We start from the raw sequence: 20,896 nt of genomic DNA, 5'->3' as shown, positions 1-20,896 counted from the left end.
GGGCTCCGGGTGAATCAGAACGGTAGTTGGAGATCAGGTGCAACGCGCTTCAACTGGACTTTGAAAACGTCCTTGATGCGCGAAAGTTCTGCCTCGTCATCGGCCTCGAAACGCAGTACCAGCACCGGTGTGGTGTTGGAGGCGCGAACCAGGCCCCAGCCTTTGGCATAGTCGACTCGCACGCCGTCTATGGTGGTCAGGTCAGCGCCTTCGCCCCATTGCGCGTCGTGCAATGCATCAATGATGCTGAATTTGCTCTCTTCGGTCACATGGATATTGATTTCAGGCGTAGAAATATCGTTCGGGAACGTCGCGAACAGCTCTTCGGCCGAGGATTTTTCCTTGCTGAGGATTTCCAGCAAGCGCGCAGCGCTGTAAATGCCGTCGTCGAAACCGAACCAGCGCTCCTTGAAGAAGATGTGCCCGCTCATTTCGCCGGCCAACAGGGCACCGGATTGTTTCATTTTCTTTTTGATCAACGAGTGACCAGTCTTCCACATTAGCGAACGACCGCCATATTCCTTGATCAGCGGGATCAGGCGGCGGGTGCATTTGACGTCGAAGATGATTTCAGCGCCCGGGTTGCGCGCTACGACGTCGCGGGCGAACAGCATCAGCAGGCGGTCCGGGTAGACGATGCTGCCGGTGTTGGTCACCACACCGACACGGTCGCCATCGCCATCGAAGGCCAGGCCGATGTCAGCATTGGTTTGCTTGACCTTGGCGATCAGGTCTTCAAGGTTTTCAGGCTTGCCCGGATCCGGGTGGTGGTTCGGGAAGTTGCCGTCGACTTCGCAGAACAGCGGGATGACTTCGCAGTTCAGCGCTTCGATCAGTTGCGGGGCAATCACGCCTGCCGCGCCGTTGCCGCAATCGACCACCACTTTCAGGCGTCGAGCCAGTTTGATGTCCTGGACAATTTCGGTGCTGTAGCGATCGAGAATTTCGACTTTGCTGATGCTGCCTTGCCCGCTGCTCAGGTTATTGGTCTTGAGGCGCTCATGCAGGGCCTGGATCTGTTCGTTGGCCAGGGTGTCGCCGGCAATGACGATTTTGAAACCGTTGTAGTTCGACGGGTTGTGGCTGCCGGTCAGCATCACGCCGGATTTGCCGGCCAGCACGTTGGCGGCGTAGTACAACGCAGGGGTTGGCACCAGGCCGACATCGCTGACGTGGCAGCCGCTGTCGGCGATGCCTTGAATCAATTTTTCCACCAGTTCCGGGCCTGACAGGCGACCATCACGGCCAACGGATACATTGGGCTCGCCCTGCGCCAGGCTTTGGGAGCCGACAGCGCGGCCAATCCAGTAGGCGGTCTCGGCGTTCAGGAACTCCGGGACAGTGCCACGGATGTCATAGGCGCGGAAGATGCTGTCAGGGAACTTGGGTGCAATTTTGGCCGGGGTGTTCATCTGTGGAAATGCTCCATCTCGAAAGTGACTGGACAGGCCGCCGAATCACAGGGCGGCCGGCTCAAACTGAAGGGTATGACGGCGATTTCCACAGAGAGTTCGTGGTGTGAAAGGGCCATGACGCCTCGACGGGCGTGGCTTTCGGCCGGCAAAACCTTGATTTACGGTGTTAAAACCGCCGCAGTATGTCGAGATTTTTGTGGCGAGGGAGCTTGCTCCCGCTTGGGTGCGCAGCGCCCATGAAATCTTTTTGGCCGCTACGCAGCCCAGCGGGAGCAAACTCCCTCGCCACAATGTCTTTATCCGGTTACTTGGTGCCGCTATGGCCGAAACCACCCGTGCCGCGCTCGGTTTCAACGAATTCTTCAACCATCTCGAAGTGAGCCTGCACAACGGGTACCAGCACCAATTGCGCCAGGCGCTCGCCAACCGGCATGGTGAATTCGGTCTGGCCGCGGTTCCAGCAGGATACCATCAGCGGTCCCTGGTAATCGGAGTCGATCAGGCCGACCAGATTGCCCAGCACGATGCCGTGCTTATGGCCCATGCCCGAACGCGGCAGGATCAGCGCCGCCAGGTTCGGGTCACCGATATAGACCGACAGACCGGTAGGGATCAGCACGGTTTCACCTGGTTTGATGACGGTGTCCTGCTCCAGCATGGCGCGCAGGTCGAGGCCGGCGGAGCCTGGCGTGGCGTACTGTGGCAGCGGGAATTCGGTGCCGATGCGGGGGTCGAGGATCTTGGCTTGCAAAGCGTGCATGTAAATTAAACCTGGTTCAGACGTTCGGCGATAAAAGTGATCAGCTGGCGAGCAATCTTGCTCTTGCTGGTCTGGGCGAAAAGTGTGGCGTGAAGCTCACGGTCGATCACGCTGCAGGCGTTTTCTTCGCTGTTGAAGCCAATGCTCGGGTTGGCGACGTCGTTGGCGACGATCAGATCGAGGTTCTTGTCTTTCAGCTTGCGGGCAGCGTAATCGAGCAGGTGTTCGGTTTCAGCGGCGAAACCGACACTGAACGGACGGTCGGGGCGGGTGGCGATGCTGGCCAGGATGTCCGGGTTGCGCACCATTTGCAGGACAAAACCGTCGCCGCTCGTAGGGTCTTTCTTGAGTTTTTGTGGGGCGACGACTTCCGGGCGGTAATCCGCGACCGCAGCCGAGGCGATGAAAACGTCACAAGGAATCGCGGCCTCGCACGCAGCGAGCATGTCGCGGGCACTCACCACATCGATGCGGCTGACGCGATCCGGTGTCGGCAAGTGCACCGGGCCACTGATCAGCGTGACTCGGGCACCGGCTTCTACCGCGGCTTCGGCCAGGGCGAAGCCCATTTTGCCGGAGCTGTGGTTAGTGATGTAGCGCACCGGGTCAATGTTTTCCTGGGTCGGCCCCGCGGTAATCACCACGTGTTTGCCGGTCAGCGCCTGACGCTGGAAGCAGTCGGCGGCGAGCAGCGCGAGGTCGGTGGCTTCGAGCATGCGCCCAAGGCCCACGTCGCCGCAGGCCTGGCTACCGGAGGCCGGGCCGAACACCTTGATGTCACGGCTTTCGAGGGTCTGCAGGTTGGCCTGGGTGGCAGGGTCGCGCCACATGGCCTGGTTCATCGCCGGCGCAACGGCAACAACGGCGTCGGTAGCCAGCACCAGCGTGGTCAGCAAGTCATCGGCAATGCCTTGGGCCAGACGGGCGAGCAAATCCGCTGTGGCAGGCGCGATCAGTACCAGATCGGCCCATTTGGCCAGTTCGATGTGGCCCATGGCCGCTTCGGCTGCCGGGTCCAGCAGGTCGAGGTGCACAGGGTGCCCGGACAGGGCCTGCATGGTCAGCGGGGTTATGAACTCGGCGCCGCCACGGGTCATGACCACGCGGACTTCGGCACCCTGGTCCATCAACCGGCGAACCAGGTCGGCGCTCTTGTAGGCAGCGATGCCGCCGCCGACGCCCAGAACAATGCGTTTCCGATACAGCCGCTGCATAGGCCTGCCTTTCAATTCGTTGATGACTGCGTGGCGATACCCCCTCCCCAGGAGTGAAATCGCTCGCAAAAAAGATGGGCTACGATATCACAGCGTCCGCTACGGAACAGCGGCGCCCACAGACAGGGAGGTGTTATGAGTATTCGTGATTGGCCGGCGGCGGAACGGCCACGGGAGAGGTTGCTTGAACAAGGTTCAGGAAGCCTGTCGGACGCCGAATTGCTGGCAATTTTCTTACGCACGGGCGTAGTGGGTAAAAGCGCCGTGGACCTGGCGCGGCATTTGTTGAACGAGTTTGGCAGCCTGCGTTCGTTGCTGGAGGCCGATCAGGAAACGTTCAGCAAGCAGTTGGGGCTCGGGCCGGCGAAGTTTGCACAGTTGCAGGCTGCTCAAGAAATGAGCAGGCGTCATTTGGCCGAGCGTGCGCGCCAAAAGTCGGCACTGGAAAATCCGCATGCGGTTCGTGAGTACCTGAAATCGATGTTGCGTCATGAGCCACATGAGGTGTTTGGTTGTCTGTTTCTCGATTCCAGGCATCAGGTTTTGACGTTCGAGACGCTGTTTCGCGGTTCCATCGACAACACCAGTGTTCATCCGCGAGAGGTGGTCAAGCGCGCTTTGGCCAATAACGCCGCGGCGTTGATCCTCTGCCACAACCACCCGTCGGGCAACTCCGACCCCAGCCAAGCCGACCGGGTGCTGACCAAGCGCCTGCAAACGGCGCTTGAGCTGATCGATGTGCGGGTGCTCGACCATTTCATCATTGGCGACGGAGATCCGCTGTCGATGGCCGAGTATGGGTGGATGTAGCGGGGCGCTGAGAGCGAGCTTGTGTGGCGAGGGAGCTTGCTCCCGCTTGAGTGCGCAGCGCTCACAAGATCTTTGGGGCCGCTACGCAGCCCAGCGGGAGCAAGCTCCCTCGCCACAAAAACCGCTCCCATGGTTTCTACTTGAGGTTGACCTTCGAGTAGTCCTGACGGCCGAACGGGCTCACCGAATACCCCTCGACATCCTTGCGCGTCAAGGCGAATGCCGTCGGATGAGCCAGCGGCAGCCACAACGCCTGTTGCTGGATCTGCGTTTGCGCCTGTTCGTAAAGCTTGCTGCGCACGCCTTGCTCGCCGGTGGTCTTGCCGGCGCTGATCAGCTTGTCCAGATCGGCATTGCAGTAGCGAGCGAAGTTGGTGCCGGACTTGACCGCGGCGCAGGAAAACTGCGGCGTGAGGAAGTTGTCCGGGTCGCCGTTGTCACCGGCCCAGCCCATGAACAGGATGTCGTGCTCACCGGCCTTGGCGCGGCGGATCAGTTCGCCCCATTCGATCACCCGGATTTCCGCCTGGATGCCGATTTCCGCAAGATCGGATTGCAGCAATTGGGCGCCGAGACTCGGATTAGGGTTTAACAGGCTGCCAGAGGGGCGTGTCCAGATCGTCGTCTGAAAACCGTCCTTGAGCCCGGCCTTGGCCATCAATGCCTTGGCTTTCTCGACATCGTGGGGGTAACCCGGCAAGCCCCTGGCGTAGCTCCAGGTGTTGGGCGGGTACGGCCCGCTGGCGGGTTCGGCGGTGTCTTCGAACACGGCCTTCACGTAGTTGGCCTTGTCGAAGGCAAGGTTGATCGCCTGACGAACTTCTGGCTTGTCCAGCGGCGGATGCTGACTGTTCAGGGCGACGAACGCGGTCATGAAGGCGTCAGTCTTTTCGACTTTCAAGGTCGGTTCTTTCAGCGCGGCTTGTACGTCCAGTGGTTTGGGCGACAGGGCAATCTGGCACTCGTTGCGGCGCAGTTTCTGCAATCGCACGTTGGCGTCAGGGGTGATGGCGAAGATCAACGGGTCGACCGCAGGCTTGCCAGCGAAATAGTCAGGGTTGGCCTTGTAGCGGATCGAGGCGTCTTTCTGGAAGCGGCTGAATACGAACGGGCCGGTACCGATTGGCTGATTGTTGAGCTTTTCCGGGGTCCCGGCCTTGAGCAGTTTGTCGGCATATTCGGCCGAGTAGATCGAGGCAAAACCCATGCTCAGCGTCGGCAGGAACGTCGAGTCCGGGTGATCGAGGGTGAAGCGCACGGTCAGCGGGTCGAGGGCGTCGATTTTCTTGATCAGCGCTGGTAGTTGCATTGATTGCGCATGCGGAAAGCCGCTCTGGGCGACTTTGTGCCACGGGTTGGCCGGGTCGAGCATACGGTCGAAGCTGAATTTCACGTCTTCGGCGGTCAGTTCGCGGCTCGGACTGAAATACTCGGTGCGGTGAAATTTCACCTTCGGGCGCAACTTGAAGATGTAGACCAGGCCATCGGGGCTGACCTCCCAGCTATCGGCGAGGCTGGCGACCACTTTGCCGCTGGCGGTGTCGAAATCCACCAGGCGGTTCATCAGCACGTCAGCCGAAGCATTGGTGGTGGTCAACGAGTTGTACTGCACAACGTCGAACCCTTCGGGGCTGGCCTCGGTGCAGACGCTCAAGGCGGCAGCCTGGGCCAGCGGGCTCAGCATCAGAGGGGCAAGCAACAGCGGTAGGGCAGCGAGGCGCATGGTCGGATTCCTTTACAGATCGAAGGCCCATCTGCAAGTGCAGTCTGGAAAAGGCTTACCCTAGTGGGCTCTTTTGCAAATGACTATCCCCTTTTTCATTTTGAGGGGACTATAGGCCACTTGTTTGGGTGAGCCTTGATTGAGAAAACCTCGGATTTGACCTGGAAAGCATTTCTCTGCGACGAGCGGTCGGAATCGACGACAGCCTTTATCCAAAGCGCCTGGCGCCGGAAAATCGGGTTTTTTATCTACTCAAGGCACACCGAATGTTGTTGCTCTTGAGTCTTTCTGGTATAAAGCAGCGCTCTTTTCTAGGGGCCCGGTTCCTTCACTGTAGGTGTAGCCGGTAAGACCTCTAAAGAAACGCGGCGCCTGGCGCCAAATGACTGAGAGATTAAGCGGCCAACCCATGCCGGGTTGGGCATGTGGTTTTAGAGGGCTGAGGCATGTCGAGAGTATGTCAAGTTACCGGTAAGGGTCCGGTGACTGGGAATAACATTTCCCACGCAAACAACAAAACCCGTCGTCGTTTCCTGCCGAACCTGCAGCATCACCGCTTCTGGGTTGAAGAAGAGAAACGTTTCGTGCGTCTGCGCGTATCTGCCAAAGGCATGCGTATCATCGACAAGCGCGGCATCACTGTCGTGCTGGCCGAAATCCGCGCCGCTGGCAAGATCTAAGGGAGCTAATCATGCGTGAATTGATTCGTTTGATTTCGAGCGCCGGTACTGGTCACTTCTACACTACCGACAAGAACAAGCGCACTACTCCGGACAAAATCGAGATCAAGAAATTTGATCCGGTTGTTCGCAAGCACGTGATCTACAAGGAAGGCAAAATCAAGTAATTGATTTTTCTTCCTTACGAAAAAGGCCCGTATCGCGAGATACGGGCCTTTTTTGTTTTGATTGTCTCGTCCTGAATCAGGGTTCGATGAATCAGCCGCAGGTGATTCTGGCAATGGTGCCAACGTGATTCATTGAAATGATCAGGCGATTTCTATCGGGATCTTCGAATCCCGCAGAAGAATTGAAAGTAATGCTGGTTGCTCGCGACGTTTTGAAGGCTTCTTCGTATACGGCGCTCGTCAGCATTTCCCCAACCAGGTGTTGCACCCTTCGGGCATCGCACATTTGCCTCTCGCCATCGGCATGCGCCAGTGTAAAGGCTGAGAGGGTGAGGCTCGCCAGCAGCCCGCAGATAAAATATTTGTTCACGTTTTCGCTTCCTTGAGAATGATGAACTCGAGGCTCCATGGAGGAGCGTCGACAGTATCTTTGCGGGGTGGCGACGGCGTGCGGTAGATAATTAGGTCACTGGCTCGATCGTGACAAATCGGCTTGACCGGAAAATGACCCCCATCAAGCGACAGGGGACATTTGGCGTTCTGAAGTGGGTGCTACGCTTTCTGTTCAAACGCTACATAAATCTTGCGACAGGCTTCCAGTACTTCCCAGGTACCCCGAAACCCGGCCGGGATCACGAAGCGATCGCCTGCCCGCACCGTTTTGCTGTTGCCATCGTTATCGCGCAGAACCGAAACCCCTTGAACGATCTCGCAGTACTCATGCTCGGTGAAATTCACGTGCCATTGGCCGATAGCGCCTTCCCACACGCCGGCATTCAATTGGCCGCACGGGCTGTTGTAGTGGTTGTACACCGCTTGTTCGGGGTCGCCCTTGAGGACTTTGGCCGGGTCTGGGCGGTAGCGTTCGGGCTGGGTGGTTGCCTGGCTGAAGTCGACGATGTCCTGGATGCTCATTTTTGTAATCCCCCGTGATTGCGGCGCGAGTGGTTGGTAAAGCCAAAGTCTATGTTTATTAAATTGAACATCGCAAGGCCGTTTGCCGACGTTATGTCAAATATATTGAAACTTCCCCTGCCGCTGGTTTAGGGTGGTGGTTGCCTTGGGCCGCAAGCAGGCTGGCCGGGCAGAATTCCTGACAGCGCCCGCGAAGAACGCGGGTGTCGTATTCAATAAGAGGAGGACACTCGCATGACCACCCTGACCCGTGCCGACTGGGAACAACGCGCCAAAGACCTGAAGATCGAAGGCCGCGCCTATATCAATGGCGAGTACACCGACGCCGTTAGCGCCGAGACCTTCGAGTGCATCAGTCCGGTCGACGGCCGTCTGCTGGGCAAGATTGCCAGCTGTGACGCCGCTGACGCCCAGCGCGCTGTGGAAAACGCTCGCGCCACCTTCAATTCCGGCGTCTGGTCGCGCCTGGCACCGACCAAGCGCAAAGCCACCATGATCCGTTTCGCCGGCCTGCTCAAGCAGCATGCCGAAGAGCTGGCCCTGCTTGAAACCCTGGACATGGGCAAGCCGATCAGCGATTCGCTGTACATCGACGTTCCCGGCGCGGCACAAGCGCTGAGCTGGAGCGGTGAAGCCATCGACAAGATTTATGACGAAGTCGCCGCGACTCCGCACGATCAGCTGGGTCTGGTGACCCGTGAGCCAGTCGGTGTGGTCGGTGCCATCGTGCCGTGGAACTTCCCGTTGATGATGGCGTGCTGGAAACTCGGCCCGGCGTTGTCCACCGGTAACTCGGTGATCCTCAAGCCATCGGAAAAATCGCCACTGACGGCCATCCGCATCGCCGCGCTGGCCGTTGAAGCCGGTATCCCGAAAGGTGTGCTGAACGTGCTGCCAGGCTATGGTCATACCGTCGGCAAGGCCTTGGCCCTGCATAACGACGTGGACACTCTGGTGTTCACCGGGTCGACCAAGATCGCCAAGCAACTGCTGATCTACTCCGGCGAATCGAACATGAAGCGCGTCTGGCTCGAAGCCGGCGGCAAGAGCCCGAACATCGTGTTTGCCGACGCACCGAACCTGCAAGAAGCCGCTGAAGCCGCTGCAGGCGCTATCGCCTTCAACCAGGGCGAAGTCTGCACTGCCGGCTCGCGCCTGCTGGTGGAGCGTTCGATCAAGGACAAATTCCTGCCGCTGGTGATCGAGGCGCTGAAAACCTGGAAGCCGGGCAACCCGCTGGACCCGGCGACCAACGTCGGTGCGCTGGTGGATACCCAGCAGATGAACACCGTGCTGTCTTACATCGAATCGGGTCACACCGATGGCGCCAAGCTGGTGGCCGGCGGCAAGCGCATCCTGCAGGAAACCGGTGGCACGTATGTTGAGCCGACGATTTTCGACGGTGTCAGCAACGCGATGAAAATCGCCCAGGAAGAAATTTTCGGGCCAGTGTTGTCGGTCATCACGTTCGACAGCGCCGAAGAAGCCGTCGCGATCGCCAACGACACGCCTTACGGCCTGGCCGCCGCGGTGTGGACTGCCGATATCTCCAAGGCTCACCTGACCGCCCGCGCCCTGCGTGCCGGTAGCGTTTGGGTGAACCAATATGACGGTGGCGACATGACGGCGCCGTTCGGTGGCTTCAAGCAGTCCGGTAACGGTCGCGACAAGTCGCTGCACGCGTTCGACAAATACACCGAGCTGAAGGCGACCTGGATCAAGTTGTAAGTCGTTAAAGGAGGTCTGCCGCAGAAACAGGCCTCTCAAACGACGCAGATCCCTTGTGGGAGCGAGCCTGCTCGCGATAGCGGTGTGACAGTCGACGAAAATGTTGAATGTTCTACCGTCATCGCGAGCAAGCTCGCTCCCACAATGTTTTGTGCGGCACATAACAATATCCACAGGAGCGTGGAACATGCGTTGGGCGACGTATTTCGCCGTGTTGGCGTCTGTCTTGAGTGTTGGCCTGGCCCTGGGGGTCAGCATGCCGCTGGTGTCGTTTCGCCTGGAAGGCTGGGGTTATGGCTCGTTTGCCATTGGCGTGATGGCCGCGATGCCGGCCATTGGCGTGCTGTTGGGCGCGAAGATTTCCAGCCATCTGGCGGCGCGTCTGGGCACGGCCAATCTGATGCGTCTGTGCCTGTGGGCTGGCGCCGTGTCCATCGGTTTGCTGGCGCTATTGCCGAGCTACCCGATCTGGCTGGTGTTGCGCTTGATGATTGGCGTGATCCTGACCCTTGTATTCATCCTCGGTGAAAGCTGGATCAATCAACTGGTGGTCGAGCAGTGGCGCGGTCGATTGGTGGCGCTGTACGGCAGCAGTTATGCGCTGAGCCAACTGGCCGGGCCGATTTTGTTGGGTGTGCTGGGCACCGAGCACGATTATGGCTTCTGGGTCGGCGTCGGTTTGCTGGTGGCGGCCCCATTGCTGTTGTTGGGACGCAGCGGTGCGCCCAGCAGTGAAGCGTGCAGTGTGACCCTTGGCGATTTGCTGACCTTTTGCCGTGGCTTGCCGGCCATTGCCTGGGCGGTGTCGCTGTTCGCCGCTTTCGAAGCGATGATCCTGACGCTGTTGCCGGTGTATTGCCTGCGCCAGGGTTTCACCACGGAAATCGCCTTGGCCATGGTCAGCACGGTAGTGGTCGGTGATGCCTTGCTGCAATTGCCGATTGGCGCACTGGCGGATCGCGTGTCGCGGCGTTCTTTGTTCACCGGTTGCGCGGTCATTTTGCTGGTCTCGAGCCTGGCGATTCCGATGCTGATCGACACGCTGCTGATCTGGCCGTTGTGGGTGCTGTTCGGCGCCAGTGCCGGTGGCTTGTTTACCTTGTCGTTGATCCTGATCGGCGAGCGTTATCGCGACGATGCACTGGTCCGCGCCAACGCGCATATCGCGCAGTTGTGGGGCATTGGCTGCCTGCTTGGGCCATTGATCGCCGGTGCCGGGAGTCAGTGGATCAGCGGGCATGCGTTGCCATTGTTGATGGCGGCCGGGGCCTTTGGCCTGGTGATTCTGGTGTCACGCCAAGGAGCGTTTGGCGCGGTGGCCGAGCCGGCCTAGAGCAACCGCTCCAGGCCAACCGTATTACTGAACCACGCGTTGAAGTGTCGCCACCAACTGCCCGGTTCCTTGGTCAAGGTGTGCATTTTGCCGTCGTCTTCGGTCACCCATACCACCTGGTCTTTTTCCAGTTTTACCTGATAACTCAGAGTTGGCGCCATGCCCTGTAACGCCAGTTCGCGGACGCGGGCCGCCAGTTCTGGGCTGTCCACCAATACGCCGACTTCGGTGTTCCACAACACCGAACGCGGGTCGAAGTTGAATGAGCCGATGAAGGATTTCTTTTGATCGAAAACGATCGCTTTGCTGTGCAGGCTTGAGTCGGACTCACCATAAGACCTGCGGGAAAACAGGCGAGGGCCGCTACCGCTTTCATCGCCGGGCTGACGACGCAGCTCGAAAAGCTGCACGCCATGCTCCAAGAGTGCCTTGCGATACGGCGCATAGCCGCCATGCACCGCTGGCACGTCCGTGGCCTCCAGCGCGTTGGTCAGCAATCGCACCGACACCCCGGCATCGGCGCGGCCCGTGAGGTACACCAGCCCTGGTTCGCCAGGTACAAAGTATGCCGAAACCATGACCAGCTCTTTGCTGACGCCATTGAGTTCCGGTGCCAATTGAGTGGTCAGCAGCAATTGCGGATCGGGCTCACCTTTGGCCAGTACCTTGCTCGGCGCATCCCACAGCGCCTGGTTCCAGGCCCAGATCAGCTCTTTGCGCCAGATATCCAGACGCGGTTCGGTGGCGAACTTCATCAGCTGCTGATAGAGCGCGTGATTCTGCTTGCGCGACTCCTCCAGAGATTCTTCCAGCCGTGTGCGGGTGTTGGCCAGGTCCTGGGCAGTCGGCTTGCTCGATACGAACGCATCGATCGGTTTGCTCAGGGCGCTGTTCCAGTACTGGTCGAAACTGTGCCCCAACTGCTCAGCCACCGGGCCGACACCCAGGATGTCGATGTCGGTGAAATTCAGATTGGGTTCGGCGTCGAAATACTCGTCCCCCAGATTGCGGCCGCCGACGATGGCCATGCTGGTATCGGCCAGCCACAACTTGTTGTGCATGCGCCGATGCTGCTGCGAGAGGTTGAACAACCGGCCCATGGTGCGTGTGACGCCAGTGCTGCGGCCCAAATGCAACGGATTGAACACGCGAATCTGGATCTGCGGATGTGCCGCCAGCGTGGCGATGGTGCGGTCCAGGCCGTCGCTGGTGGTGTCGTCGAGCAGAATGCGTACGCGCACGCCGCGATCGGCGGCCTTGAGCAATTCCTCCACCAGCATTCGCGTACTGATGCCGTCATGGACGATGTAGTACTGCAGGTCGAGGCTGCTTTGAGCGTTGCGAATCAATTCGGCGCGGGCGGTAAAGGCCTCGGTACTGTCGGACAACAGGCGAAATCCCGACTGTCCTTCATGGGAAGCCGCCTGGGCCTGGACCGAACGGCCAAACGCCGAGGCACTCGCCGGCAGCGCCTGGCTCGGTTCGCGCTGCACATCGAAACTGGCGCAACCGCCGAGGAGCGACGCGAGCAACGCAAGAGCAAGCAGGGGCTGTCTGACTCTCACGTGGGCTCGTTCCGGTTGGCGGCAGATGTTGGCATATGGACGCTGATATCCGCAAAAAGGTCAGTCGGGCAATCCGTCGTCGGCCAGCAGCTTGATGGCGGCGGCGCCGACCTTGCGCACGGCTTCTTCAATCTGTGCCGTTGGTTTGGCAGCGTAGTTCATGCGCAGACAATTGCGGTACTTGCCGGATGCGGAAAAAATGCTGCCGACCGCAATCTGTACGCCCTGATCGTACAAGGCACGATTCAGTTTCAGTGTATCGAAGCCTTCCGGTAGTTCTACCCACAGCATGAAACTGCCTTGAGGGCGGCTGGCGCGGGTGCCGGCGGGAAAGTAACGGCTCACCCAATCGATCATCATGTCGCGATTACGCTGATATTGCGTGCGCATCCGCCGCAAATGCGGTTCGAAGTGTCCGCCCTTGAGGAATTCGGCAATGGCAATCTGCGGTTGCGGCGCGGTGGAACCGGTGCTGATGTATTTCATGTGCAACACCCGCTCCAGATACCGCCCCGGCGCGACCCAGCCAATGCGCAGCCCGGGCGCCAGGGTCTTGGAAAAGGAGCTGCACAGCAGGACGCGGCCATCCTCGTCGAAGGATTTGATCGTGCGCGGGCGCGGATAGGTATAGGCCAGTTCGCCATACACATCGTCCTCGATGATCGCCACATCGAAACGCTGTGCGAGCATCAGCAACGAACGTTTGCGCGACTCCGGCATGATGTAGCCCAGTGGATTGTTGCAGTTCGGCGTCAACTGGATGGCCTTGATCGGCCATTGCTCCAGCGCCAGCTCCAGTGCGTCCAGGCTTATTCCCGTGAGCGGGTCGGTGGGGATTTCCAGGGCTTTCATGCCCAGGCCCTTGAGGGTTTGCATGGCGCCGTGAAAGCTCGGCGAGTCTACGGCCACGATGTCTCCCGGCTCGCAGATGGCGCGGATGCTGGTGGACAGCGCTTCATGGCAACCGGTGGTTACGACCAGATCGCCCGGCCCCAACTGACAGCCGGAGTCGAGCATCAGGCGGGCGATTTGCTCGCGCAGTTCGAGGTTGCCGTGGATGTTGTCGTAATACAGGCCGGGCATGTCCTGTCGCCGGCTGATCCGCGCCAGGTCGCGCAGTAGCGGCTTCATGGTGGGCGAAGTGATGTCCGGCATGCCTCGCCCAAGCTGTACGACATCCTTGCGCGGTACCGCGCGGATCAGCTCCAGCACCTGATCCCATTGTGAGATGTCCACCGGGCGCTGGGCCGGGCGGCCCACCGCCGGCAGCTCCGGCAATTGGCGACTGGCTGGCACAAAGTACCCCGACTTGGGCCTCGGCATGGCCAGCCCGCTGTCCTCCAGTACCCGATACGCCTGTTGCACGGTACTCAAGCTGACCCCGTGTTCAACGCTTAACGCCCGCACCGACGGCAGTCGATCGCCGGGGCGATAGAAGCCCTGTTCGATCCGCGTACCGAGCAATTCGGCGAGATTGACGTAGAGGGTCATGGCGCAGCCTCGAGGTGATTGAGTCGGTTAACCAGTACAGATCAAGCAAAAATCTTCGATTCAGAGGTGAATTCAGTAAATCTGTATGGAGTTAATACAGTTGCTTTGAATCTGTAACGCTTTTCGTCGCCCGCGCATCATGGAATCTCTGGCTACCCAAGTAAACAGGAGCATTCAAAATGAACGGTTTGAGCGATGTGCGGCTGACGTTACACAGTCAGGAACTGGAGGCAGGGCAACAGGACAATTCGCGCCATGCGCTCAAGCGCAACGCGCCGTCCGGCCTGAGCCGCTGGGATCTGTTCTGGCAGCGCCTGCACACGCGCAAGGCGTTGCTGGCCCTGACGCCTGATCAGCTCAAGGATGTCGGGCTGACGCGGGAGCAGGCGCGGGAGGAGGGGCTCAAGCCGTTCTGGCGGATCTGAGTTTTTGTGGTGTTTTTTCGGGCCTCATCGCGGGCAAGCCTTGCTCCTACAGTTAGTGTTGATCTCAAGAGTGACGCATGACCTGTAGGAGCAAGGCTTGCCCGCGATGGCGTCGGCACCAACGCCATAAATGTCTCAGGCCAACTCTTTAAGCCGATGCCACAACATCCCCAATGCCAGCAACGGCGAACGCAAATGCTTGCCGCCCGGGAAGGTGATGTGCGGCACTTTGGCAAACAGATCAAACCCACCGCTGTGCTGACCACTGATAGCCTCGGCCAGCAGCTTCCCTGCCAGGTGCGTGGCGTTCACACCATGACCGGAGTAAGCCTGGGCGTAATACACGTTTGGTTGGTCCATGAGTCGGCCGATTTGCGGCAGTCGATTGGCGCCGATGCCGATCATGCCGCCCCATTGATAATCGATCCTCACATCGCTCAGGCGTGGAAACACCTCCAGCATCTTTGGTCGCATATAGGCCGCAATGTCTTTCGGGTCGCGCCCGGAATAATGGCAGGCGCCACCAAACAGCAAGCGACGGTCCGCGGAGAGTCGGTAGTAATCCAGGGCCACCCGTTGATCACAGACCGCCATGTTCTGTGGCAGCAGGGCGTGGGCCAGCTCTTCGCTCAGGGGCTCGGTGGCGATGATGTAGCTGCCGGCGGGCAGCACTTTGCCGCTGAGTTGCGGATTGAGGCCGTTGAGATAGGCATTGCAGCCGAGTACCAGGGTTTTGGCGCGGACTGAGCCTTGGGCGGTATGGACCTTTACCTCGGGACCGTAGTCGATGCGGGTAACGGCGGATTGCTCGAAAAGTTGCACGCCCAGTTGCTGTGCAGCGGCTGCTTCGCCCAGCGCCAGGTTAAGCGGATGCAAATGGCCGGAGCCCATGTCGATCAAGCCGCCCACGTAGCGGTCGGAACCTACCACAGTGTGCATTTCATCAGGTTGCAGCAGCCGGGTTTCATAGCGGTAACCGAGGCTGCGCAACTCTGCGGCATCTTCGGCGAAGCCCTCGAGATCACGGGGTTTGTTAGCCAGGTCGCAGTAGCCCCAGGTCAGGTCGCAGGGAATCTGGAATCGCTCGATTCGCTGTCGGACGATTTCCACGGCTTCCAGGCCCATCAGTTTCATCTGCCGTACGCCGTCGACGCCAATCACATTGGTGAACTGGTCGAGGCCGTGGCCGATCCCACGAATCAACTGGCCACCGTTGCGTCCGCTGGCTCCCCAGCCAATCTTGCGGGCTTCGAGCAGTACCACGCTGAGACCGCGCTCGGCCAACTCCAGCGCCGTGTTCAACCCCGAGAACCCACCGCCGACCACGCACACATCGGCCAGCACTTCACCGGCGAGCGCCGGATAATCCGGTTGCGGCAGGCTGCTGGCGGCGTAATAGGAGGAAGTGTGCTGGGCACGGGCGTTCATGCGCGTCATCCTGGTTTCTATGTTCAGAAAATTTGCCGGAGCATAAGCGGACCTACCCAGAGGGGCAACATTGGTCGGCCGGCGCTGTCTGGATCAAGGCTTTTGCGTCAGAATCCGCATCTATTCCACCTTCGGTCGATGCTTCAATGAGTTGCAACAGCCAGAAAATCCGCACACTGCGCCAGCAGATCCCCTCGTTCGAGTGCGTGCCCGGTTGCCATGACTGCTGTGGGCCGGTGACCACCTCGCCGGAAGAAATGTCACGCCTGCCGCGCAAGACCCGGGCCGAGCAGGAAGCCGCCATGGATGAACTCAATTGCGTTCATCTCGGCCCGCACGGTTGCACAGTGTATGACGAGCGACCGCTGATCTGCCGGTTGTTCGGCACCACCAAGACCTTGCCATGTCCCAACGGGCGCGGGCCGGTCGAACTGATTCACCCGAGGGTCGAGAAACAGGTCTTTGAGTACATGGCCTCGAATCGGCAGGTGTTGGTTTAACAGATCGCAGCCTTTTAATCCGGAATCGGCAAGGTCAGGCTCTCTTTCACCTCTTCCATCACGATGTAACTCTTGGATTCGCGCACATGCGGCAGCTTGAGCAGGATGTCGCCCAGCAGTTTGCGGTACGAAGCCATCTCGGAAATCCGCGCTTTCACCAGGTAGTCGAAATCCCCTGACACCAGATGACACTCCAGCACGTGCGGCAGCTTCAACACTGCACGTCGAAACTCTTCGAAAGTATCGCCGGATTTATAGTCGAGGCTGATCTCGACGAACACCAGCAGGCTGCCCTTCAAATGCTGCGGATTGAGCCGCGCGTTGTAGCCCATGATGATCCCTTCGCGCTCCAGGCGCCGGACCCGCTCGGTACAGGGCGTGGTCGAGAGCCCGACCTTTTCCCCCAGTTCGGTAAAAGAGATACGCCCGTCCGCTTGGAGAATCCGCAGGATATTGCGGTCGATCTTGTCCAGTTCCCGTTTGGTCTGAGTATTGGTACGCATAGGGGATGCGCCTCCGTGAAAAGGGTTTTTGCCGAGAATTGTCGCCAAATATAGGCGCTTATATAGTGAAAAGCACTGGCAAATCTTTTTTACACTGCGCACATCTGAAGCTCTGAACAACAAACGTCAGCGGTTTGCCGCGATGAGGGAAATAAAAATGCGCGTCATGGTCTTGGGTAGCGGCGTCATCGGTACCACCAGTGCTTACTATCTGGCGCGTGCCGGGTTTGAAGTGGTGGTGGTCGACCGGCAGCCAGCCGCTGCCATGGAGACCAGTTTCGCCAACGCCGGCCAAGTGTCGCCGGGTTATGCCTCGCCGTGGGCCGCGCCGGGCGTGCCGCTCAAAGCCATCAAGTGGCTGCTGCAGCGCCACGCCCCGCTGGCGATCAAGGCCACCGCCGACATCGATCAATACCTGTGGATGGCGCAGATGCTGCGCAACTGCACCGCCAGCCGTTACGCGGTGAACAAGGAGCGCATGGTCCGCCTGTCCGAGTACAGCCGTGATTGCCTCGACGAACTGCGTGCCGAGACCGGCATTGCCTACGAAGGCCGCAGCTTGGGTACCACCCAGCTGTTCCGCACCCAGGCCCAACTGGACGGCGCGGCGAAAGACATCGCCGTGTTGAAAGAGTCCGGCGTGCCGTTCGAATTGCTCGACCGCGAAGGCATTGCCCGCGTTGAGCCGGCATTGGCCAGTGTCACCGACATTCTCGCCGGTGCCCTGCGCCTGCCGAATGACCAGACTGGCGACTGCCAGATGTTCACCACCAAGCTTGCCGAAATGGCGGCGAACCTCGGTGTGCAATTCCGTTTTGGCCAGGACATCCAGCGCCTCGACTTCGCCGGTGACCGCATCAACGGCGTGTGGATCGACGGCAAGCTGGAAACCGCCGACCGCTACGTGCTGGCACTCGGCAGCTACTCGCCGCAATTGCTCAAGCCGCTGGGGATCAAAGCGCCGGTGTACCCGCTCAAGGGCTACTCGCTGACCGTGCCGATCACCAATCCGGCGATGGCGCCGACGTCGACCATTCTCGACGAAACCTACAAGGTCGCGATCACACGTTTCGACAACCGTATCCGCGTCGGCGGCATGGCGGAGATCGCCGGTTTTGATCTGTCACTGAACCCTCGTCGGCGCGAAACCCTGGAGATGATCGTCAATGACCTTTATCCTCAGGGCGGCAATCTGGCCGAAGCCAGTTTCTGGACCGGCCTGCGTCCGACCACGCCGGACGGCACGCCGATCGTTGGCGCCACCCCGTTCAAGAACCTGTTCCTGAACACCGGTCACGGCACCCTCGGCTGGACCATGGCGTGTGGTTCGGGTCGCTTGCTGGCGGACCTGATGGCCAAGAAAAAGCCACAGATCAGCGCCGAAGGCCTGGATATTTCCCGTTATGGCAACAAAACCCAAGAGACTGCAAAACATGTCAGTCCGGCGCCAGCTCACCAATGACACGATGAGCTCGCGGTTATAGCCGCTGCGCTTCAAGCCAGAGATTCCTCCCCCGGCGCTGGTAACGGTTCACGCCGTCCGCCAGTGCCGGTTCTTCGAAACGACCGACCAGAAGTCTGCCGCCATGCGCCCTGCCCGTGCCCTGATCGACCTCCAAGCCCTGCGTCACAACTACCAGATCGCCCGTGAAATCACCGGCGCCAAAGCCCTTGCGGTGATCAAGGCAGATGCCTACGGCCATGGCGCGGTGCGTTGCGCCCAGGCGCTGGAAGGCGAGGCGGACGGTTTTGCCGTGGCCTGTATCGAAGAGGCCCTGGAACTGCGCGCTGCGGGTATTCGCGCGCCGGTGTTGTTGCTGGAAGGTTTTTTCGAAGCCGATGAGCTGTCGCTGATCGTCGAGCATGATTTCTGGTGCGTGGTGCATTCGCTGTGGCAGCTCGAGGCGATCGAAAAGGCTGCGCTGAACAAGCCGATCATCGTCTGGCTCAAACTCGATTCGGGCATGCACCGGGTGGGCCTGCATCCGAAGGATTATCAAGCAGGCTATCAACGGCTGCTGGCCAGCGGCAATGTCGCGAAAATCGTGCTGATGAGCCACTTCGCCCGTGCCGATGAATTGAACAGCCAGGCCAGTGTCGAGCAGGCGGCGGTATTCGAAGCGGCGCGCCAGGGCTTGTCCGCTGAAATCAGCCTGCGTAACTCGCCGGCTGTGCTGGGCTGGCCGCAGATTCCCAGTGACTGGGTTCGCCCGGGCATCATGCTCTACGGCGCCACGCCTTTTGAGGAGGCCAACACCGTGGCCTCGCGCCTGCAACCGGTGATGACCCTGGAGTCGAAAGTGATCTGCGTGCGTGAACTGCCGGCTGGCGAGCCGATTGGTTATGGGGCGAAATTCATTACCCCAAAACCGATGCGCGTCGGCGTGGTGGCCATGGGGTATGCCGATGGTTACCCGCGCTTGGCGCCAACCGGCACACCGGTGCTGGTGGCTGGGCAGCGCAGCCAGTTGATCGGTCGGGTGTCGATGGACATGTTGTGTGTCGACCTGACCGATATCCCGCAAGCGGGACTGGGCTCGACCGTCGAGTTGTGGGGCAAAAACATCCTGGCCAGCGACGTGGCCATTGCCGCCGGCACGATTCCTTATCAGATCTTCTGCAACCTGCGTCGGGTGCCGATGCTCTATTCCGGGGACTGAAGCGCCGGAAGTCGCTTCGCCGAACAGGATTCAGGTCAAAGTGTTGTAAATACTGAACGCTGTCGCCATGATAACGCTCAATATTCCAACAAACTGAATCCCTGGAGGCTCCTGCATTGGACGTCGGCGAACGACTGCAATCGATCCGTAAGCTCAAAGGTCTTTCCCAGCGTGAGCTCGCCAAGCGTGCGGGCGTCACCAACAGCACCATTTCGATGATCGAGAAAAACAGCGTCAGCCCCTCGATCAGCTCGCTGAGGAAAGTGTTGGGCGGGATTCCCATGTCCATGGTCGAGTTCTTTTCCGAAGAAATCCTGCAGGAAATACCGACTCAGATCGTCTACAAGGCCAACGAGCTGATCGATATTTCCGATGGCGCCGTGACCATGAAACTGGTCGGCCGGGCACACCCGAGCCGGGCTATCGCGTTCCTCAATGAAATCTACCCGCCAGGCGCCGACACCGGTGAGGAGATGCTCACCCATGAGGGCGAGGAAACCGGAATTCTGGTGGAAGGTCGACTGGAGCTTGTCGTCGGGCTTGAAACTTTTGTGCTCGAAGCGGGCGATAGCTACTACTTTGAAAGTACCAAGCCGCACCGTTTCCGAAATCCGTTCGACGCGCCGGCGCGACTAATCAGCGCAGCTACACCGGCAAACTTTTAAGAAAAGAGGCGCCCTGCCAGCATGGCCGAGGCACCCGAGCCGTTTTACCGTTGCACAACAAGACCCCTTCGACTTTGGGGTTGTTTCAGTGTCGCGGGCTTACCGCTATACTTGCGCCCGCCTGCGAACCGTGGCCGTAGGCGTGACTAGCCACCATTGAGGGTGAACGCGTGAATCTAATTATGAAAATGCTGGCCGTACCAGCAACCGTATTGGCCCTCTGGGCTGTCAGCGCTCAAGCTGCGACGAACGACGAAATTGCCAAACGCCTCGAGCCAGTCGGCCAGGTGTGTGTTCAAGGTAAAGAGTGCAAGGGCATGGAAGTCGCCGCTACTGCCGGCGGCGGTGGTGGTGCTAAAGCACCTAAAGATGTGATTGCCAAGCACTGCAACGCTTGCCACGGTACCGGCCTGCTGGGTGCGCCGAAAATCGGCGACAAGGCTGCCTGGAAAGAGCGTGCCGATCACCAGGGCGGCCTCGACGGCATCCTGGCCAAAGCCATTACCGGTATCAACGCGATGCCGCCTAAAGGCACTTGCGCCGATTGCACCGATGACGAACTCAAAGGCGCGATCAAAGAGATGTCCGGTCTGTAACAGCCCGACTCTGACGCCAAAAAGCCGCTTGCGAGCGGCTTTTTTGTGCCTGCGATTGCAAATAAACCGCGCCCTCCCTGTAGGAGCGAGCCTGCTCGCGAAAAAACCAACAGACGCAACGGGGCATCAGACACTCCGCGTTATCGTTGACGACCAGCGCGAGCAGGTGGTTTGCGCCGTGCACAAAAACTGCGGCGAACATCAAAACCTGTGGGAGCGCGGCTTGCCCGCGATGACGTCGGCACAAACAACATCCTTGCTGCCTGACACTCCGCTATCGCCAGCAGGCTGGCTCCCACTTTAAAGACTGTTCATTGC

At 59.6% G+C, this 20,896-nt stretch carries 20 protein-coding genes and 1 pseudogene; 11 read left to right on the top strand and 10 right to left on the bottom strand.

Features of this window, described 5'->3' with window-relative positions; all coding sequences use genetic code 11:
- Positions 1–14 precede the first annotated feature (14 nt).
- The 3 genes and pseudogenes from D8U69_RS28590 to coaBC form a co-directional block, all read right to left on the bottom strand.
- Positions 15–1,418, bottom strand: a pseudogene (locus tag D8U69_RS28590) (phosphomannomutase/phosphoglucomutase); the annotation flags it as partial.
- Positions 1,419–1,719: 301 nt separating this feature from the next.
- The gene (dut, locus tag D8U69_RS28585) at positions 1,720–2,175 is read right to left on the bottom strand and encodes a dUTP diphosphatase (protein ID WP_056854162.1); all 456 of its coding nucleotides are present in this window, start codon (positions 2,173–2,175) and stop codon (positions 1,720–1,722) included.
- Between the two features lie 5 nt (positions 2,176–2,180).
- A complete protein-coding gene (gene coaBC / locus D8U69_RS28580; protein WP_056854161.1) occupies positions 2,181–3,389 on the bottom strand; it encodes a bifunctional phosphopantothenoylcysteine decarboxylase/phosphopantothenate--cysteine ligase CoaBC in 1,209 nt (402 codons plus the stop codon).
- 135 nt (positions 3,390–3,524) lie between these two features.
- On the opposite strand from coaBC, the gene radC reads away from it, so the two are divergent.
- On the top strand, positions 3,525–4,199 hold the full coding sequence (gene radC, locus D8U69_RS28575; RefSeq protein WP_056854160.1) for a DNA repair protein RadC: 675 nt from the start codon (positions 3,525–3,527) through the stop codon (positions 4,197–4,199).
- 136 nt (positions 4,200–4,335) lie between these two features.
- Here the strand turns inward: radC and D8U69_RS28570 are convergent, their stop codons facing one another.
- Entirely contained in the window at positions 4,336–5,922 is a 1,587-nt protein-coding gene (locus tag D8U69_RS28570) for an ABC transporter substrate-binding protein (RefSeq protein ID WP_130908610.1), read from the bottom strand.
- A 446-nt stretch (positions 5,923–6,368) separates the two neighbouring features.
- Here D8U69_RS28570 and rpmB point away from each other — a divergent pair, with 446 nt between their 5' ends.
- Together rpmB and rpmG are read left to right on the top strand one after the other, a co-directional pair.
- Positions 6,369–6,602, top strand: a complete 234-nt coding sequence (gene rpmB, locus D8U69_RS28565; RefSeq protein ID WP_003176907.1) for a 50S ribosomal protein L28 — start codon at positions 6,369–6,371, stop codon at positions 6,600–6,602.
- An 11-nt stretch (positions 6,603–6,613) separates the two neighbouring features.
- Positions 6,614–6,769, top strand: a complete 156-nt coding sequence (rpmG, locus tag D8U69_RS28560; RefSeq protein ID WP_007894709.1) for a 50S ribosomal protein L33 — start codon at positions 6,614–6,616, stop codon at positions 6,767–6,769.
- A 91-nt stretch (positions 6,770–6,860) separates the two neighbouring features.
- On the opposite strand, the gene D8U69_RS28555 is transcribed toward rpmG, so the two are convergent.
- Together D8U69_RS28555 and D8U69_RS28550 are read right to left on the bottom strand one after the other, a co-directional pair.
- Complete coding sequence (locus D8U69_RS28555) at positions 6,861–7,139, bottom strand: hypothetical protein (protein ID WP_130903804.1); 279 nt, start codon at positions 7,137–7,139, stop codon at positions 6,861–6,863.
- Between the two features lie 182 nt (positions 7,140–7,321).
- Positions 7,322–7,684 carry a cupin domain-containing protein gene (locus D8U69_RS28550; RefSeq protein WP_056854157.1) on the bottom strand — a complete coding sequence of 121 codons (363 nt, stop codon included), beginning with the start codon at positions 7,682–7,684 and terminating at the stop codon, positions 7,322–7,324.
- A gap of 234 nt (positions 7,685–7,918) precedes the next feature.
- Here D8U69_RS28550 and D8U69_RS28545 point away from each other — a divergent pair, with 234 nt between their 5' ends.
- Entirely contained in the window at positions 7,919–9,412 is a 1,494-nt protein-coding gene (locus D8U69_RS28545; protein WP_130903805.1) for an aldehyde dehydrogenase, read from the top strand.
- A 187-nt stretch (positions 9,413–9,599) separates the two neighbouring features.
- Positions 9,600–10,745, top strand: coding sequence for an MFS transporter (locus D8U69_RS28540; protein WP_056854155.1), 1,146 nt, complete (start codon positions 9,600–9,602; stop codon positions 10,743–10,745).
- On the opposite strand, the gene D8U69_RS28535 is transcribed toward D8U69_RS28540, so the two are convergent.
- Positions 10,742–12,310 carry a phospholipase D family protein gene (locus tag D8U69_RS28535; protein ID WP_130908609.1) on the bottom strand — a complete coding sequence of 523 codons (1,569 nt, stop codon included), beginning with the start codon at positions 12,308–12,310 and terminating at the stop codon, positions 10,742–10,744. The genes D8U69_RS28540 and D8U69_RS28535 overlap by 4 nt on opposite strands.
- A gap of 60 nt (positions 12,311–12,370) precedes the next feature.
- Positions 12,371–13,801 (bottom strand): PLP-dependent aminotransferase family protein, encoded by a 1,431-nt coding sequence (locus D8U69_RS28530; protein ID WP_056854153.1) that lies wholly within the window; start codon positions 13,799–13,801, stop codon positions 12,371–12,373.
- Positions 13,802–13,980: 179 nt separating this feature from the next.
- On the opposite strand from D8U69_RS28530, the gene D8U69_RS28525 reads away from it, so the two are divergent.
- Entirely contained in the window at positions 13,981–14,226 is a 246-nt protein-coding gene (locus D8U69_RS28525; RefSeq protein ID WP_056854152.1) for a DUF1127 domain-containing protein, read from the top strand.
- A 135-nt stretch (positions 14,227–14,361) separates the two neighbouring features.
- Here D8U69_RS28525 and D8U69_RS28520 read toward each other — a convergent pair whose 3' ends face one another.
- The gene (locus tag D8U69_RS28520; RefSeq protein ID WP_130908608.1) at positions 14,362–15,654 is read right to left on the bottom strand and encodes an FAD-binding oxidoreductase; all 1,293 of its coding nucleotides are present in this window, start codon (positions 15,652–15,654) and stop codon (positions 14,362–14,364) included.
- Positions 15,655–15,800: 146 nt separating this feature from the next.
- Between D8U69_RS28520 and D8U69_RS28515 the strand changes: the two genes are divergently transcribed.
- Entirely contained in the window at positions 15,801–16,154 is a 354-nt protein-coding gene (locus D8U69_RS28515) for a YkgJ family cysteine cluster protein (RefSeq protein ID WP_056854150.1), read from the top strand.
- A gap of 14 nt (positions 16,155–16,168) precedes the next feature.
- Here D8U69_RS28515 and D8U69_RS28510 read toward each other — a convergent pair whose 3' ends face one another.
- On the bottom strand, positions 16,169–16,657 hold the full coding sequence (locus tag D8U69_RS28510) for an Lrp/AsnC ligand binding domain-containing protein (RefSeq protein WP_007975155.1): 489 nt from the start codon (positions 16,655–16,657) through the stop codon (positions 16,169–16,171).
- A gap of 157 nt (positions 16,658–16,814) precedes the next feature.
- On the opposite strand from D8U69_RS28510, the gene dadA reads away from it, so the two are divergent.
- From dadA to D8U69_RS28490, 4 genes are all read left to right on the top strand, one after another.
- Positions 16,815–18,119, top strand: a complete 1,305-nt coding sequence (gene dadA, locus D8U69_RS28505) for a D-amino acid dehydrogenase (RefSeq protein ID WP_056854149.1) — start codon at positions 16,815–16,817, stop codon at positions 18,117–18,119.
- A gap of 124 nt (positions 18,120–18,243) precedes the next feature.
- Positions 18,244–19,317 carry an alanine racemase gene (alr, locus tag D8U69_RS28500; protein WP_056854148.1) on the top strand — a complete coding sequence of 358 codons (1,074 nt, stop codon included), beginning with the start codon at positions 18,244–18,246 and terminating at the stop codon, positions 19,315–19,317.
- 116 nt (positions 19,318–19,433) lie between these two features.
- The gene (locus D8U69_RS28495; protein ID WP_056854147.1) at positions 19,434–19,982 is read left to right on the top strand and encodes a cupin domain-containing protein; all 549 of its coding nucleotides are present in this window, start codon (positions 19,434–19,436) and stop codon (positions 19,980–19,982) included.
- Between the two features lie 182 nt (positions 19,983–20,164).
- Positions 20,165–20,578, top strand: a complete 414-nt coding sequence (locus tag D8U69_RS28490) for a c-type cytochrome (protein ID WP_056854146.1) — start codon at positions 20,165–20,167, stop codon at positions 20,576–20,578.
- The last annotated feature ends 318 nt before the right edge of the window (positions 20,579–20,896 follow it).

Origin of the sequence: Pseudomonas sp. Sample_16 (genome assembly GCF_004307665.1) — a bacterium.
Classification (GTDB): Bacteria; Pseudomonadota; Gammaproteobacteria; order Pseudomonadales; family Pseudomonadaceae; genus Aquipseudomonas.
This window is presented reverse-complemented; position numbering and strand designations above follow the sequence as displayed.

Bases quoted from the DNA above. Each gene is read 5' to 3' on its own strand.
- D8U69_RS28525 (WP_056854152.1), top strand. From the start codon at position 13,981: ATGAACGGTTTGAGCGATGTGCGGCTGACGTTACACAGTCAGGAACTG.
- radC (WP_056854160.1), top strand. From the start codon at position 3,525: ATGAGTATTCGTGATTGGCCGGCGGCGGAACGGCCACGGGAGAGGTTG.
- rpmB (WP_003176907.1), top strand. From the start codon at position 6,369: ATGTCGAGAGTATGTCAAGTTACCGGTAAGGGTCCGGTGACTGGGAAT.
- alr (WP_056854148.1), top strand. From the start codon at position 18,244: ATGCGCCCTGCCCGTGCCCTGATCGACCTCCAAGCCCTGCGTCACAAC.
- D8U69_RS28570 (WP_130908610.1), bottom strand. From the start codon at position 5,922: ATGCGCCTCGCTGCCCTACCGCTGTTGCTTGCCCCTCTGATGCTGAGC.
- D8U69_RS28540 (WP_056854155.1), top strand. From the start codon at position 9,600: ATGCGTTGGGCGACGTATTTCGCCGTGTTGGCGTCTGTCTTGAGTGTT.
- D8U69_RS28490 (WP_056854146.1), top strand. From the start codon at position 20,165: ATGAAAATGCTGGCCGTACCAGCAACCGTATTGGCCCTCTGGGCTGTC.
- D8U69_RS28520 (WP_130908608.1), bottom strand. From the start codon at position 15,654: ATGAACGCCCGTGCCCAGCACACTTCCTCCTATTACGCCGCCAGCAGC.
- dut (WP_056854162.1), bottom strand. From the start codon at position 2,175: ATGCACGCTTTGCAAGCCAAGATCCTCGACCCCCGCATCGGCACCGAA.
- D8U69_RS28545 (WP_130903805.1), top strand. From the start codon at position 7,919: ATGACCACCCTGACCCGTGCCGACTGGGAACAACGCGCCAAAGACCTG.
- coaBC (WP_056854161.1), bottom strand. From the start codon at position 3,389: ATGCAGCGGCTGTATCGGAAACGCATTGTTCTGGGCGTCGGCGGCGGC.
- D8U69_RS28515 (WP_056854150.1), top strand. From the start codon at position 15,801: ATGAGTTGCAACAGCCAGAAAATCCGCACACTGCGCCAGCAGATCCCC.
- D8U69_RS28550 (WP_056854157.1), bottom strand. From the start codon at position 7,684: ATGAGCATCCAGGACATCGTCGACTTCAGCCAGGCAACCACCCAGCCC.
- D8U69_RS28510 (WP_007975155.1), bottom strand. From the start codon at position 16,657: ATGCGTACCAATACTCAGACCAAACGGGAACTGGACAAGATCGACCGC.
- dadA (WP_056854149.1), top strand. From the start codon at position 16,815: ATGCGCGTCATGGTCTTGGGTAGCGGCGTCATCGGTACCACCAGTGCT.
- D8U69_RS28530 (WP_056854153.1), bottom strand. From the start codon at position 13,801: ATGACCCTCTACGTCAATCTCGCCGAATTGCTCGGTACGCGGATCGAA.
- rpmG (WP_007894709.1), top strand. From the start codon at position 6,614: ATGCGTGAATTGATTCGTTTGATTTCGAGCGCCGGTACTGGTCACTTC.